12 protein-coding genes are annotated in these 13,946 nt (G+C 71.0%); 4 read left to right on the top strand and 8 right to left on the bottom strand.

The genetic code is table 11. The features are described 5' to 3' along the window. Positions 1-18: 18 nt before the first annotated feature. The 8 genes from rodA to WME73_RS13470 all read right to left on the bottom strand — a co-directional run bounded on the left by rodA (position 19) and on the right by WME73_RS13470 (position 8,533). A complete protein-coding gene (gene rodA / locus WME73_RS13505; protein ID WP_437745876.1) occupies positions 19-1,155 on the bottom strand; it encodes a rod shape-determining protein RodA in 1,137 nt (378 codons plus the stop codon). Continuing rightward, a complete protein-coding gene (gene mrdA, locus WME73_RS13500) occupies positions 1,152-3,107 on the bottom strand; it encodes a penicillin-binding protein 2 (protein ID WP_437745875.1) in 1,956 nt (651 codons plus the stop codon). Before mrdA ends, rodA begins: the two co-directional genes overlap by 4 nt. Next, entirely contained in the window at positions 3,104-3,628 is a 525-nt protein-coding gene (locus tag WME73_RS13495; RefSeq protein ID WP_437745874.1) for a hypothetical protein, read from the bottom strand. Before WME73_RS13495 ends, mrdA begins: the two co-directional genes overlap by 4 nt. A 4-nt stretch (positions 3,629-3,632) precedes the next feature. Beyond that, positions 3,633-4,490 carry a rod shape-determining protein MreC gene (gene mreC / locus WME73_RS13490; RefSeq protein WP_437535265.1) on the bottom strand — a complete coding sequence of 286 codons (858 nt, stop codon included), beginning with the start codon at positions 4,488-4,490 and terminating at the stop codon, positions 3,633-3,635. 147 nt (positions 4,491-4,637) lie between these two features. Beyond that, the gene (locus WME73_RS13485; RefSeq protein ID WP_276598056.1) at positions 4,638-5,672 is read right to left on the bottom strand and encodes a rod shape-determining protein; all 1,035 of its coding nucleotides are present in this window, start codon (positions 5,670-5,672) and stop codon (positions 4,638-4,640) included. Between the two features lie 113 nt (positions 5,673-5,785). After that, positions 5,786-5,947 carry a 50S ribosomal protein L33 gene (rpmG, locus tag WME73_RS13480; RefSeq protein ID WP_012235039.1) on the bottom strand — a complete coding sequence of 54 codons (162 nt, stop codon included), beginning with the start codon at positions 5,945-5,947 and terminating at the stop codon, positions 5,786-5,788. 195 nt (positions 5,948-6,142) lie between these two features. Further along, complete coding sequence (locus WME73_RS13475; RefSeq protein ID WP_437745872.1) at positions 6,143-7,072, bottom strand: RNA recognition motif domain-containing protein; 930 nt, start codon at positions 7,070-7,072, stop codon at positions 6,143-6,145. A gap of 507 nt (positions 7,073-7,579) precedes the next feature. Next, positions 7,580-8,533 (bottom strand): prolipoprotein diacylglyceryl transferase, encoded by a 954-nt coding sequence (locus tag WME73_RS13470; RefSeq protein WP_012235037.1) that lies wholly within the window; start codon positions 8,531-8,533, stop codon positions 7,580-7,582. Positions 8,534-8,789: 256 nt separating this feature from the next. Between WME73_RS13470 and WME73_RS13465 the strand changes: the two genes are divergently transcribed. The 4 genes from WME73_RS13465 to carA all read left to right on the top strand — a co-directional run bounded on the left by WME73_RS13465 (position 8,790) and on the right by carA (position 13,945). After that, positions 8,790-9,326: a MogA/MoaB family molybdenum cofactor biosynthesis protein gene (locus WME73_RS13465; protein ID WP_437745871.1), complete on the top strand. Its 537-nt coding sequence runs from the start codon at positions 8,790-8,792 to the stop codon at positions 9,324-9,326. After that, complete coding sequence (locus WME73_RS13460; protein ID WP_437915972.1) at positions 9,323-10,540, top strand: molybdopterin molybdotransferase MoeA; 1,218 nt, start codon at positions 9,323-9,325, stop codon at positions 10,538-10,540. Before WME73_RS13465 ends, WME73_RS13460 begins: the two co-directional genes overlap by 4 nt. A gap of 162 nt (positions 10,541-10,702) precedes the next feature. Then, positions 10,703-12,421, top strand: a complete 1,719-nt coding sequence (locus WME73_RS13455) for a carbamoyltransferase family protein (protein ID WP_437915971.1) — start codon at positions 10,703-10,705, stop codon at positions 12,419-12,421. Positions 12,422-12,778: 357 nt separating this feature from the next. Then, positions 12,779-13,945, top strand: coding sequence for a glutamine-hydrolyzing carbamoyl-phosphate synthase small subunit (gene carA, locus WME73_RS13450; protein ID WP_437745868.1), 1,167 nt, complete (start codon positions 12,779-12,781; stop codon positions 13,943-13,945). The last annotated feature ends 1 nt before the right edge of the window (position 13,946 follow it).

Genomic DNA, 13,946 nt, shown 5'->3' with positions numbered 1-13,946 from the left:
AGCACGCCCGCCGCGCCGTCACAGCCGATCGAGCGAGGCGACGCCGGAGTAGCGGCGCATCGACACGCTCATGAGCAGCGAGATCGCCACCATCACCGTGGTCACGCTCGATCCGCCGTACGAGAACAGAGGCAGCCCGACGCCGACGACCGGCAGAACGCCCGAGGTCATGCCGAGGTTGATGACCGCGTGCCAGAAGATGATCGCCGCGCAGCCGACGCCGAGCACCGCGCCGAAGCGGTCCTTCGCCATCGACGCGATGCGGATCCCCCACACGACCAGGAACGCATAGAGGCACACGAGCACCACGCCCCCGACGAACCCCCACTCCTCGGCGAAGACAGGGAACGGGAAATCGGAGAACTGATCCGGCAGGAAGAGGAACTGGTTCTGCGTGCCCCGGAGGTACCCGTTGCCGAACAGCCCGCCGTTGCCGATCGCCACGCGCGAATGGTGGGCGTGCCAGCCGCGGTGCAGGAGGTCCTCCTCGGGGTGGAGGAACACGAGCACGCGCGCGCGCTGGTAGTCGAGCAGCACGTACTCCCAGATGATCGGGATCGCCACCGCGATGGACACGACGAACAGCGCGGCGCTCCTCCACCGCACGCGCGTGACCGCCGCGATCGTCAGGAACACGAACACGAGGATGGTCGCCGTCCCGAGATCGGGCTGCTTGAGCACGAGGAGCGCAGGGACCGCCGTCAGCGCCGCCGGGATCGCCAGATCGCGGAGGGTGCGGCCCTCGTTGCGCGGATCGTCGTGCAGGAACTTCGCCAGCGCGATGACCAGGAACACCTTCATGAACTCGCTGGGCTGGAACCGGAACGCGCCGAACTCGATCCACCGGGCGGAGCCGCGCACGTCGCGCGCGAGCACGAAGACGAGCGCCAGCGAGAAGACGCCGAACGTGTAGAGCACGTAGCCGAGGCGCTCGAGGTGCCGGTAGTCGAGCGCGATCAGCACGCCGCCGATGATGCCGCCCATGAACAGCCAGTACACCTGGCTGATGTAGAGCTCCGCGCGCGCGCCGGAGTAGACGCTCGTCGCGCTGTAGAGGTTGACGACGCCGAGCACCGCGATGGCCACCGCGGCGATGAAGAGCGGCCAGTCGAAATGATCGCGATCGCGCGAAGAGAGAGAGTCACCCCGGATCATGGCGCGCGCCCCGACGCGGCGGGCGCGCGGCCCGCGCTGCTCTTGCCCGCGCGCGGCCCCTCGTTCGCGCCGCCGCGGCGCTCCTTCGCGAGCTCCTGGTACGCGCGGACGACCTCGAAGGCGACCGGCGCCGCGTGCTTGCCGCCCGTGCCGCCGTGCTCGACGAGCACGACCACGGCGACCTCGGGCGAGCGCGCCGGCGCGTAGCCGGCGAACCAGGCGTGCTCGCGGTTGAAGTACCAGACCCGCTCGGCCTCGACGCCGCGGGTGAGCCGGTGCGAGACCTGCGCGGTCCCCGTCTTGCCCGCCATCTCCACGCCCGCGACGCGCGCCTTGAAGGCCGTGCCGCCCTCCTCGTTCACGCCGGCGACCATCGCCCGGTGCACGAGGGAGAGGTTCTCCGGCCGAATGTCGATCTGGCGGCGCACGCGCGGCGTGAACTCCTGGACGACCGTGCCGGCGCTCGTCTCGACGGCCCGCACGATCTGCGGCTGGTACAGCGTGCCGCCGTTCGCGAGCGCCGCGTACGCGAGCGCGAGCTGGAGCACCGTGACCGTCGTCGCGCCCTGGCCGATCGCCGCGTTCAGGCCGAACCCGAGCCGGAACTGGCCCTTGTTCCGGAGCGTCATCCACGCCCGGGTGGGCATCCTGCCCCCCGCCTCGGCGTTGATACCGAGCCCCGTCCGCGCGCCGAGCCCGTAGCGCTGGCCCATCTCCGCGATGACGTCCATGCCGACGCCGTACTCCGCCGCGAGCCGGTAGAAGTAGACGTTGCACGACTCGGCGATCGCCTGCTGCATCGCGACCGGCCCGTGCACGTGCGTGCACCGGAAGGTGCGCTTGCCGAACGTCAGCGCGCCCCGGCACCGCGAGGACTGGCGGGGATCGATGAGCCCCTTCTCGAGCGCCGCAAGCGCGGTGAACGGCTTGAACGTCGAGCCGGGCGGGTACGCCCCGGACAGCGTCTTGTCGAGCGCGGGCTTCAGCGGATCCGAGTAGAGCCTCCGGAACGCGTCGCGGATGACCTGCTTCCCCGAGCCGCCGGAGAGCGCGTTCGGGTTGTAGCCGGGCTTCGAGTACAGCCCGAGGATCCGCCCGGTGCGCACGTCGATGACCGCGACGCCGCCGGCGAGCTCGCCGCGCATCGCCTTGTCGATCGCCTTCTGGATGTCGGCGTCGAGCGTCAGCCGGAGATCGCGGCCGGGGATCGGGTCCACCCGCCGCGGCTCCTCGATGATCCCGTCGCCGCCCGTCCTGCGCCGCCCCTTGGCGTCGACGAGCACCTTCTCCCAGCCGCGCGTGCCGCGCAGGTAGCTCTCCCAGGCGCGCTCGATGCCGGTGACGCCGATGCGATCGCCCTCGATGTACCCGACGCTGCGGAGCGACGCGAGCCGCTCGGCGTCCACCTCGGCCATGTAGCCGAGGACGTGCGAGCCGACCTCCTCGTACGGGTAGTAGCGCACCGGGACGGGCACCACGTCGACCCCCGGCAGCTCGGCGTCGTGCGTCGCCAAGGTCGCCACGGCGTCGCGCGAGATGTCCTCTTTGAGCAGGATCTGCTGGTTCTTTCGCGGGCCCTCGTCGGCGCGGATCGAGGTGATCAGCGCCTCCAGCCGGGCGCGCTCCTCGATCCCGATGCCGAGGTACTCGACGAGCTTCGGCCAGATCGTCTCCATGTCGAGGCGCCGCGGGACGACGTAGACGTTGTAGGACGGCCGGCTCGCCGCGAGCACCTTGCCGTTCTTGTCCCGGATGATCCCGCGCGTGGTCGCGAGCGTCACGCGCCGAACGATGTTCTCGCGAGCGATGGCCTTGTTCTCGTCGACCTCGAGGATCTGCAGGTAGAACAGGCGCCCGAGCAGCACCATGAATCCGACGACCATGCCGAGCGCGATCCACCGGAAGCGCCGGCGGAACTCGCTCACGTCGGAGCGCTGGACGAGCAGGCTCACCGCGGGCTCTCCCCTGGCCGCGGGACGTTGATCGTCGCCTGGTGCACGCGCTCGGCCAGCCGGAAGACGAACGGCGCGAACAGCGCCGTCGAGACCGCGTGCGGCGCGACGAGCCGGGCGAGCGCGCGGGTGCGCGCCGCGTCGCCCCCGAAGATGGCGGTGAGGATCACGATGAGCACCCCCTCGACGAGGCCGAAGACGAAGGCCAGCGCGATCTTCGTGAGGAGCGTCTGCGCGGCGAGCCGCACGCCGGCCACCCGCGAGACGACGAAGGTCGCGACGGTGATGAAGGTGAACAGGCCGACCGGCGCGCCGGTGAAGAGATCGAGCAGGTACCCGAGCAGGAACGCGAGCGCGGCGCCCCGCGCGATCGAGTACTCGTGCACCCCCATGAACACGACGAGCGGCAGGAGCAGGCTCGGCGTGGAGCCCGGGATGTTCAGCTTGCCGATGAGCCGGAACAGGTTCGACTGAAGGATCAGCAGGGCGGCCCCCATCGCCAGGAACGCGGAGTTTCTCATCGCGTCACCTCCGCTGCGCCTGGGGGGGCGTCTCCTCCGGAGGCGTCGTCGTCACGATGAGCACCTCCTCCAGCCGGGAGAAATCGACCGCCGGCGCGACGTACACCTGCTGGTAGATGCCGAAGTCGCGACGGACGACCTGCGTCACGGTCCCGACCGGGATCCCCTTCGGGAAGCGCCGGCCGACGCCGCTCGTCACGAGCAGATCGCCGACCTCGATCTCGTCGGTGCGCTGCACGTACTCGACGCTGCAGGAGTACTTGCTCTCGTCGCCCGTGCCGCGGACGAAGCCGCGCGCGCCGGTGCGCTCGACCACCACGTCGACGCCGCTGCCCCCATCGACGACGAGCCGCACGTCGACCGTGTCGCCGGCGCTCTTCAGCGTGGTGCCGACGACGCCGTCCGCGGAGAGGACCGGCAAGTTGGAGCCGATGTCCCGCGCCTCGCGATCGAGCGTGACGCGAACCACCCGGAAGAAATCGTTGGTGCTCTTACCGACGACCTGGGCGCTCACCACGTCGGTCCGGAGGCTCTGGCGCAGGTCGAGCAGCCTGCGCAGGCGGCGGTTCTCTTCCTCGAGCGCCTCGAGCTTCCGCACCCGCTCTCGGAGGCGGGCGATCTGCGAGGCCTGCCTGGCGTTGTCTTCCTTGACGTCGACCAGGTAGATGTAGTCGCCCCAGAGGTTCGAGATCCCGCGCGCCAGCGTCGCGGCCGCGTACTGGATCGGCGCCGCGATGCTGATGATGATCCGGTCGGCCCCCGTGTTCTGCTTGGGGTCGCGCATGCTGGCGCGCAGGAACCAGAACGGCACCGCGAGCGCCAACAGCACGATCACGAAGTCGCGGTAGCGTTTGAGGTTCACCGTGGCTCCCGGACCCAGGTAGTACGAGGCGCCCCGCGAGGCCACCCCTCTCGACGCCGCGCGCGGCGCCACCCCGGCGCGGGGCGGCTCGCCGCGCGCCGCAAACACCCCGCCGGCGTGCTCACGGGCGGGACACGAAGACGACCCTCAGCTGATCGTGACCTCTTTCAAGAGCTCGAGGTGATCCAGCGCCTTGCCGCTGCCGAGCACCACGGCGCTGATCGGGTCATCGCACACCATCACGGGCAACCCCGTCTCCTCGCGGAGGAGCACGTCGAGGTTCTTGAGGAGCGAGCCGCCGCCGGTGAGCACGATGCCCTTGTCGACGATGTCGGCCGCCAGCTCGGGCGGCGTGCGCTCCAGCGCGATGAGCACGGCGTCCACGATGGCGTTCGTCGGCTCGCTCAGCGAGTCGCGGATCTCGTCGGAGTTGACGACGACCGTCTTGGGGATGCCCGCGACCATGTCGCGCCCCTTGACCTCCATCGTGAGCTGCTGCTCGAGCGGGTACGCGTTGCCGATCGTGATCTTGATGCGCTCCGCGGTCTGCTCGCCGATGGCCATGTTGTACTTGCGCTTCATGTAGGCCATGATCGACTCGTCCATCTTGTCGCCGCCGACGCGGACGCTCTGCGAGTAGACGATGCCGGCGAGGGAGATCACGGCGACCTCGGTCGTGCCGCCGCCGATGTCGACGACCATGTTGCCGCTCGGCTCGGTGATCGGCAGCCCGGCGCCGATCGCGGCCGCCATGGGCTCTTCGATGAGGTAGACCTCGCGCGCGCCAGCGCCCTCGGCGCTCTCCTTCACCGCCCGCTTCTCGACCTCGGTGATGCCGAACGGGACGCAGATGATGATGCGCGGCTTGACGAGCGTGCGGCGGTTGTGTGCGCGCGCGATGAAGTACCGGAGCATCGCCTCGGTGATCTCGAAGTCGGCGATGACGCCGTCGCGCAGCGGTCGCACCGCCTGGATGTTGCCGGGGGTGCGACCGAGCATCTCCTTCGCCTCGCGGCCGACGGCGAGCACCTTCTTACCGCCGCGAGCATCGCGCTGGACGGCGACCACCGAGGGCTCGCATGACACGATCCCCTTGCCCTTCACGTAGATGAGGGTGGTTGCGGTGCCGAGATCGATCGCGAGATCGTTCGAGAACAGGCCGTAGAGCCAGTCGAAGATCATCGCTTCGCCCTAGAAAGGAAAAAGGTTAAGCCGAGCACCGCGGAGGACGCAGCAGCCCGACCAGACGCCCGCTTGCGCGGGTCCGGCGGCAGCGGCCAGCGGTGCAGCGTGGCCTAGCCCTTCGAGATCTTGCCTTCTTTGTGCTCGGTGTGCTTGCGCTCGGTCGGGCAGAACTTCTTGATGACGAACTTGTCCGTCATCGTCCGCTTGTTCTTCGTCGTGTGGTAGTTCGCGCGGCCACAGTTGCCGCACGTCAGCTTGATGATGTCGCGCATCGGAGGTCTCCGAAGACAGGGCCGACCTGTTTCCACAGGCGGCCCTGGTTGAACCTAGGCACGGGCAGCACGGGAAGCGCTAGCACCGCAACCGGCGGGGGGCACCAGAGGACGTGTGCCGGATCAGCGACGCCCGACCGCCCGTCTGGAGGGCGCTACCCTACGAGAAACAATGCAGTTGTCAACCGGGAGCGCTCATTCGTCGTCCCAGTCGTCACCGGTGCGGCCGCGATCCCAGTTCTTGTTGTTGCTGCGCCGGCCGCCACCACCAGCGCCGCCACCGGCCCCGGGAGGCCCGTCCCCGTCGTGAGCGCCGCGCCGCCGGCGATCATCGAACGTCTTGCGCGCAGGCGGCGGAGGAGCACCACCACCACCACCACCACCGCCGGCGAAGCCGCCGCCGGCGAAGCCGCCGCCGCCGCCGCCACCCGCGAAGCCGCCGCCACCCGCGAAGCCGCCGCCACCGCCGCCGAAGCCGCCCGGACGGTCCTCGCGCGCCGGCCGCTCCCCCTTCGGGTGAGCGAGGTTGACGACGAGCCGTCGACCGCGCACGTCCACGCCGCGCAGGGCATCGATCGCGGCGCGCGCCGCCTCGGCGCTCGCCATCGTCACGAAGCCGAACCCGCGCTTGCGACCGTCAGGATCCATGGGGAGGTGGACCCGCACCACCGGACCGGCGCCGGTCGAGCCGATGAGCCCCTCGACTTCCTCGACGCTCGCGTCGTAGGGGAGATTGCCAACGTAGAGGGTGCGATCGGGCGCTGCAGCCAGGCCGCCGCCGCCCATACCGCCACCGCCGCCAGGGCCACCTGGACCGCCGCCGGGGCCACCGCCGGGGCCCATCGGGCGCCCCTCGCGCCGCGGCGGCTCGGCCTGGAAGGGGCGGACCGAGATGGACTTGCCGCCCTGAAATGAACCGTCGAGCGACTCGCGCGCGGCGTTGGCTTCGCCGGTCGTCGAGAGTGTGACGAAGCCGAACCCGCGCGGACGACCCGTCGCGCGATCTTTCGGAAGACTGACCTCGACGACGTTGCCGCCGGTGGCCTCGAAGAGCTGCCGCAAAACGTCTTCGGTGATGGAGTCGGGCAAGCCCGCCACGAACAACTTACGCGAATCTTCAGCCATTGTAGAAAAACCTGGGGTTGGCCCCTGCGTTCCCTCTTATTTGGTCCACTCGCTCCGTGATCGATGTCGATGACGCGGAGCCTTTTGCGAGCGCGCCTCGGTCGCTCCTCCGTCGGCGGAAGGAGCGACCGAGCTCAATCGAGCGAAGGTCGGCGGGCCGACCCTCTGGTGCAAACTCCACCCCACGATATCTGGCGCCCCTGGCGCGTCAAGGGACCCGCCACGGGCGGGCGAGCCAAATGAAGGCCCGGAAGGAGCCGTCCCGGGCCCCTCCGCGCCTTCGCCCCTCACGCGAGCGCCGGTCCGGAGGACCGGGGCGCCGGTCCAGGCGACCAGGGACCCCGCAGAGCGCGCTCCGTCACAGGCGGGCGTCGCCAGACCGGCGCTCGGGAAACCCGGCGCTCGGGAGGGCCGAGCGGTCCAGCGCCGCCCAGCGGATGAGCGCATCGCGCGGCGTGGATCTGCCCGAAACCCGAAACGACCGGTCCAAGGTGCCCAGGTGCGGGATCACCTCTCGGCCCGGGCGCGGGAGGCCCGAGGCGCCTCGGCCTCATCGTCCTCGTCGGACGGATCGTCGTCCGCGACGCGCGAAGCGCCGTCCAGCGGGCTCGCCCCGGCGCTCGACGGTTCGCCGCGCGCCGCCATGCGCAGGAAATAGAGCCCCACCGCGAACAGACCGAAGCATGCCCACTGCGCGGGAGTGAGACCGGCATAACGCGGATCGCCGCCGACGACTGTGCCCTCCCGCTCGCGCAGGAAATCGAGCGCGAACCGCACCGGAGCGTACGCGGTGCACATGATCCCGGTGTAGAAGCCGAGCGGACGATGGGGGTTCCGGCGCCAGAGCACCGCGAACGCGATCGCGAGCGGGATCGCGAGCACACACTCATATAGGCCGAGATCGAACCGGCCGACGTGTCCCGTCCCGAGCGGGTATTGGACCGCGAACCATGCGTCGGAAATACGGCCCGGATGATCGTGGACCGACGCGCAGCCCGCGCGCCCGAACACCCACGCGAGCGGAAACGCGCTGTTGACGACCTCGCAGTAGGGCATGATCCGCTCGCGGCGATAGAAGCGCCACGCGAAGGCGCCGATCAGCGCGCCGGTGAAGCCGCCGAAGCTCGACAGGCCGTCCCAGAGCGCGAAGAGGTAGAGAGGATCTCGAGCGACCCGCTGCGGGTGATAGAAGATCGCGTCGAGGACGTGCCCACCGATGAACCCGGCCGCCACGACCCAGAAGATGAACTCGCTCATCTTCTTCTCGTCGAGGCGCCGCTCGCGCGCGTGCCGCGTGGCGACGACGGCGCCGATGTAGACGCCGAGCGCCACCAGCGTGCCGAACGGCTTGATCGAGGGCGGCTTCGCCGGATCGATGAGCTGCCCCACGAGCGGGATGTGCTCCAGGAAAGCGAGCGGGATCTCGGGGAGCTCGATGTAAGGGATCAGAGGGCCTGACACGTCGCTCCCCTAGCGCAGCGACGAGGCGAAAGCCATCCGCCGTCGATGACGTCGGAGCGACAAGGCCGCGCCACGCGCGGCGGGGGCGCACCGAGCGCGGCGGGGGCGCCAGGGACGCAGCGAGGCCGCCTTCGCCCGGTCGAGCCACCGCGCCGCCGCGCCACGAGGCCACCGCGCCCGCGCGAAGTCCGCCGCGACGCCGCGCCGGTGTCGTCAAGAGTTCGCCAACCGCGGGGGACAGGCGTAAACCTGCCGCATGAGCCGCTCCCCCGTGCGCGTCGCCACGCTGACGCTCAGTGACACCCGCACCCTCGACGATGACGAGGGCGGACAGCTCCTCGGCGAGCTCCTGAAGCGCGCCGGCTTCTCCGTGACCTCCCACGCCGTCATCCGCGAGGAGCCCGAGCTGCTGCGAGCGGCGATCGTTCAGATCGCGGACGCAGGCTCGGCCGACGCGGTCGTCACCACAGGCGGGACCGGGATCGCCCCGCGCGACCGGACCCTCGAGGCGCTCGCGCCGCTCTTCGAGAAGACGCTCGACGGCTTCGGCGAGGCATTCCGGCGCCTGAGCTGGGACGCGATCGGGCCGAACGCCATCCTGTCGCGCGCCGCGGCGGGCGTCGCGCGAGGGCTCGTGGTGATCGCGCTGCCCGGCAGCCCGAAGGCGGTGGAGCTCGCCGTCACGCAGATCATCGGCCCCGTCCTTGCCCACGCGGTCACGCTGGCGTCCGGCAAGGGCGGACACCACCACCGGCACCCACAGCCCGTGCAGGGCGAGGAGCAGCGCGGATGATCCCCTTCGAAGAGGCGCTCGATCGGCTGCTCGCGACCGCTGCCCCGGTCGGCCCCGAGCGGGTGCCGCTCGACGACGCGGCAGGGCGCGTGCTTGCCGAGGACATCGCGGCCGCCGACGCGATGCCCGCCTTCGACTACAGCGCGATGGACGGCTACGCCATCACCTCGGCCGACCTCGCGGGCAGCGGGCCCTTCAGGCTGCCCGTCCGCGGCGAGAGCGCGGCCGGCCGCCCGCTGCCGGCGCTCCACCCGGGCACGGCGTGTCGGATCTTCACCGGCGCGCGGCTGCCGCCCGGCGCCGACACGATCGCGCCGCAGGAGAACGCCGTGCGCAGCGGCGACGAGATCACCCTGCAGGAAGCGCCGCGGGCGGGCGCCTGGGTGCGCCGCCGGGGCGCGGACCTCGCGGAGGGCGCCGTCCCGCTGCGCAGAGGAGCGCGGCTCACCCCGGGGAAGGTCGCGCTCGCGGCCGCGCTCGATCGCCCGAGCGTCCTCGTCGCGCGCCGCCCCGTGGTCACGGTGATGTGCTCCGGCGACGAGCTGCGCGCGCCCGGCTCGCCCGGCCCCGCGGGCACGATCCCGGAGTCGAACAGCTACTTCATCGCCGCGACCGCGCGCGCGGCGGGCGCTGCGGTCCGCATCGCGCCGTTCGTCCCCGACGACGCGGCGCGCGCCGCCGAGGCGGTGTCGACGGCGCTGCGCGGGTCCGATCTCGTGGTGACCGTCGGCGGCGTGAGCGTCGGCGATCACGACATCGTCCGCCCCGCGCTCGAGGCAGCCGGCGTGTCGCTCGATTTCTGGCGCGTCGCCATCAAGCCGGGCAAGCCGCTCGCGGTGGGGCGCGCCGAGCTCTCGCGGTGTGGCGTCGTCCACGTGCTCGGGCTGCCAGGCAATCCGGCCTCGGCCTCGCTCACGTTCGTCCTCTTCGGCGTGCCGCTGCTCCGCGCCCTCCAGGGCGACGCGGCGCCGCGGCCGCCCCGCGTGATCGTCCGCGCGGACAGCGCGCTCAGGCGCCAGACCGGTCGCGCCGAGTTCCTCCGCACCCGCCTCGACGCCTCGAGCGGCGAGCTCGTCGCCCGCATCGCCGCGAACCAGGCGTCGGGCGCCGTCACGAGCTTCGCCGAGGCCGACGCGCTCGTCCTCGTGCCGGCCGATCGGGAGCGCATCGACGAGGGCGATCGCCTCGAGGCCATCCGCCTCGCGGAGATCTGACCGCGCGCTGCGCATTGCCCACAGCGCGAGGCATTGCCTCCAGCGCGCAGCATTGCCACGCGGCCGGCGAATTTACGTCACGAACCCGCGCTCGATCCCACCGCGCTCGGGCGGAGGGCTCACCTTGACCGTCGCGCGGGGGCACCGGAAGATGGCGGAGCGATGCTCATCCTCGGGATCAACGCCTACCACGGCGATGCGTCGGCCGCCCTGCTCGTCGACGGCCAGCTCGTGGCGGCGGCGGAGGAGGAGCGGTTCAGCAGGATCAAGCACTGCGCGGGCTTCCCGCGGCTGGCGGTCGAGTACTGCCTCGGCGCCGCGGGCGCGCGGGTCGAGGACATCGATCACATCGCGATCAGCCGCGACACGAGGGCGCACCTCGGCGACAAGCTCCTCTACGCGCTGACGCGGCGCTCACCGGCGGGGCTCCTCAAGGGCTCTCTCGGCGCGAGCGACCCGAAGGTGCACCTCGGCGCCGCGCTCGGCGTCGACCCGAAGCGCATCCGCGCCGCGTCGCACAACGTCGAGCACCACCGCGCGCACCTCGCCTCCGCGTTCTTCCCCTCGGGCTTCGACGAGGCGGCGGTCCTGTCCATCGACGCCTTCGGCGACTTCGTCAGCACGATGTGGGCGCGCGGCCGCGGCAACAAGCTGGAGATCCTCCGGCACGTCGGCTTCCCCCACTCGCTCGGGCTGTTCTACTCGGGCCTGACGCAGTACCTCGGGTTCCCCAAGTTCGGCGACGAGTACAAGGTCATGGGGCTGTCGTCCTACGGCCAGCCGGATCTGCTCGACAAGCTCCGGCAGGTGGTGCGCGTCAAGGACGGGGCGTTCGAGCTCGGGCTAGAGTACTTCCAGCACCACACGAAGGGCATCGCGATGACCTGGGAGGGCGAGCCCCGCTACGGCCCCATCCACTCCGAGCGCCTGATCGACCTGCTCGGCCCCGCCCGCAGCCCGAAGAGCCGGATGGAAGATCGCTTCATGGCGGTCGCCGCCTCGACGCAGGCGGCGTTCGAGGAGGTCTACTTCGAACTGCTCGCGACGGCGAAGCACCTCACCGGCTCGCCGCGCCTCGCCCTCGCGGGCGGCTGCGCCTACAACAGCGTGGCGGCGGGGAAGATCCGGCCGAAGGGGCTGTTCGACGACGTCTTCATCCAGCCAGCGGCCGGCGACGCGGGCACGTCGTTCGGGGCGGCGCTCTACGTCCACCACCACAAGCTCGACAACCCGCGCGGCTTCCACCAGACGCACAGCTACTTCGGCCCGGCCTTCTCGCAGGAGACCATCGACGAGCTGCTCCGGAAGGAGCAGGTCGCGTTCGAGACCCTCCCCGACGAGGACCTGATCCCCCGCGTCGCCAGGGCGATCAGCGAGGGCAAGGTGGTCGGCTGGTTCCAGGGGCGGATGGAGTACGGCCCGCGCGCGCTCGGCAACCGCAGCATCCTCTGCGACCCGCGGCGGCCGGACATCAAGGACGCGATGAACGAGCGGATCAAGCGCCGCGAGATGTTCCGCCCCTTCGCGCCGGCGCTGCCCCTCGAGCGCGTCGGCGACTACTTCGAGCAGACCTCGCCGGACCCGTTCATGGTCAAGGTCTACAAGATCAAGCCCGAGCGCCGCGCCGAGATCCCCGCCGTGACCCACGTCGACGGCACGGGGCGCCTCCAGACGGTGACCGCCCAGGAGAACCCGCGCTACCACGCGCTCCTCAGCGAGTTCGGCCGGCAGACGGGCACGCCCGTCCTCCTGAACACCTCCTTCAACGCGAGCGAGCCGATCGTTTGCACCCCAAAGGAAGCGCTCGACTGCTTCCTCCGGACCAAGATGGACGTGCTCGTGCTCGAGCGGGCCTACCTCGAGCGCGCGCCGGCCCTCTAGGCAGACCGCGCGCGCTCCTGGCAGGCCGCGAAAAGCCCGCCGGAAGCGGCCGTGGAGGCCCGGCCGAAAGTTCGTGGTTGACGTGGAGCGAGGGGACGGCAAATGGGCGTCCCCGGCATGTGGAAGAACGGGACGCCGGGCGCCCTGCCCCACCTCGACGGAGCGCCGGAGCAACCGGCTCCGACGACCGGGGGTGCTTGGACGCCTTGCCTCGAGCATGATGCCGGCCCGCCGCGCGGCGTGCGCGCGGACCTGGTACCCCATGGGCCCACGGCGCTGCATGCGCTCACGGCCCCTCCTGCGTAAGGGTCCGCGCCGCGGCGGCCCAGGCGGTCAAAGAGGATGGATGCGAATCGGATGAAGCTCGTACTCGAAGACGGCACGACCATGACGGGCCGGTGCTTCGGCGCCCCGCGCGCGGTGAGCGGCGAGGTCGTCTTCAACACCGGCATGACGGGGTACGTCGAGACGCTCACGGATCCCTCGTACAGAGGCCAGATCCTGACGATCACGTACCCGCTCGTGGGCAGCTACGGCGTGCCCGCGCCGCGCAAAGCAGGCAGCGTCGACGGGCCCTACGAGGCCGACCGCATCCAGCTGCAGGGGCTCGTGGTCCAGAGCTACGTGGAGCGCTACAGCCACCACGCCGCGGTCCGCTCGCTCGGCGCCTGGCTCGCCAGCGAGGGCATCCCGGCGATCACGGGGATCGACACGCGCACGCTGACGCGGCGGCTCCGGGAGGTCGGGACGATGAAGGGCTGGCTGTTCCCGGCCGAGATGGACCTGGAGCGGGTGAAGCGCTCGGCCGAGGCCGTGGACATGCGCGAGGAGGTGTTCCGCCTCGTTTCGCCCCGCGAGCCCATCACGTACGAGGGCGGCCCCCTGAAGGTGCTCCTCATCGACGCGGGCGCGAAGGACAACATCGTCCGCTCGCTCCTGCGGCGCGGGGTCACCGTCATCCGCGCCCCCTACCACGCGCCCATCGCCGAGCTCGCCGAGAGCGCCGACGGCGTCCTCATCGGCAACGGCCCTGGCGACCCCAAGGACCTCGGCCAGCTGGTCGCCGCGGTGCGCGGCCTGCTCGGGACCTACACGAAGCCGATCTTCGGCATCTGCCTCGGCAACCAGATCCTCGCGCTGGCCGCCGGCGGCGACACCTTCAAGCTGCCGTACGGCCATCGCGGCGTGAACCAGCCGGTGCAGGACCTCCTGAGCCGCCGTTGTTACGTCACGAGCCAGAACCACGGGTACGCGGTGAAGCACGAGTCGCTGCCCGCCGAGTGGGAGCCCTGGTTCGTCAACATCAACGACGGCACCAACGAGGGCATCCGCTCGCGGCTCCGCCCCTTCTTCAGCGTCCAGTTCCACCCCGAGGCGACGCCCGGGCCCGAGGACGCAGGCTACCTGTTCGACGACTTCCTCCGCCTCTGCGGCGCGATGAAGGGGTCCTCCGATTCGCGACTCAAGACCGCGGGGACCGCTGCCGCGGATCCCCGCGCCACCCCCACCGCAGGAAGGAGCTGAG

It is taken from the genome of Sorangium sp. So ce302, from assembly GCF_051530145.1.
In the GTDB taxonomy this organism is placed as follows: Bacteria; Myxococcota_A; Polyangia; order Polyangiales; family Polyangiaceae; genus Sorangium; species Sorangium cellulosum_B.
The sequence above is the reverse complement of the archived record's forward strand: the minus strand, read 5'-3'. Positions and strand labels throughout refer to the sequence as shown.

Coding starts and splice junctions, on each gene's coding strand:
- WME73_RS13455 (WP_437915971.1), top strand. CDS start 10,703: ATGCTCATCCTCGGGATCAACGCCTACCACGGCGATGCGTCGGCCGCC.
- WME73_RS13495 (WP_437745874.1), bottom strand. CDS start 3,628: ATGAGAAACTCCGCGTTCCTGGCGATGGGGGCCGCCCTGCTGATCCTT.
- WME73_RS13460 (WP_437915972.1), top strand. CDS start 9,323: ATGATCCCCTTCGAAGAGGCGCTCGATCGGCTGCTCGCGACCGCTGCC.
- WME73_RS13465 (WP_437745871.1), top strand. CDS start 8,790: ATGAGCCGCTCCCCCGTGCGCGTCGCCACGCTGACGCTCAGTGACACC.
- WME73_RS13475 (WP_437745872.1), bottom strand. CDS start 7,072: ATGGCTGAAGATTCGCGTAAGTTGTTCGTGGCGGGCTTGCCCGACTCC.
- rodA (WP_437745876.1), bottom strand. CDS start 1,155: ATGATCCGGGGTGACTCTCTCTCTTCGCGCGATCGCGATCATTTCGAC.
- WME73_RS13485 (WP_276598056.1), bottom strand. CDS start 5,672: ATGATCTTCGACTGGCTCTACGGCCTGTTCTCGAACGATCTCGCGATC.
- carA (WP_437745868.1), top strand. CDS start 12,779: ATGAAGCTCGTACTCGAAGACGGCACGACCATGACGGGCCGGTGCTTC.
- rpmG (WP_012235039.1), bottom strand. CDS start 5,947: ATGCGCGACATCATCAAGCTGACGTGCGGCAACTGTGGCCGCGCGAAC.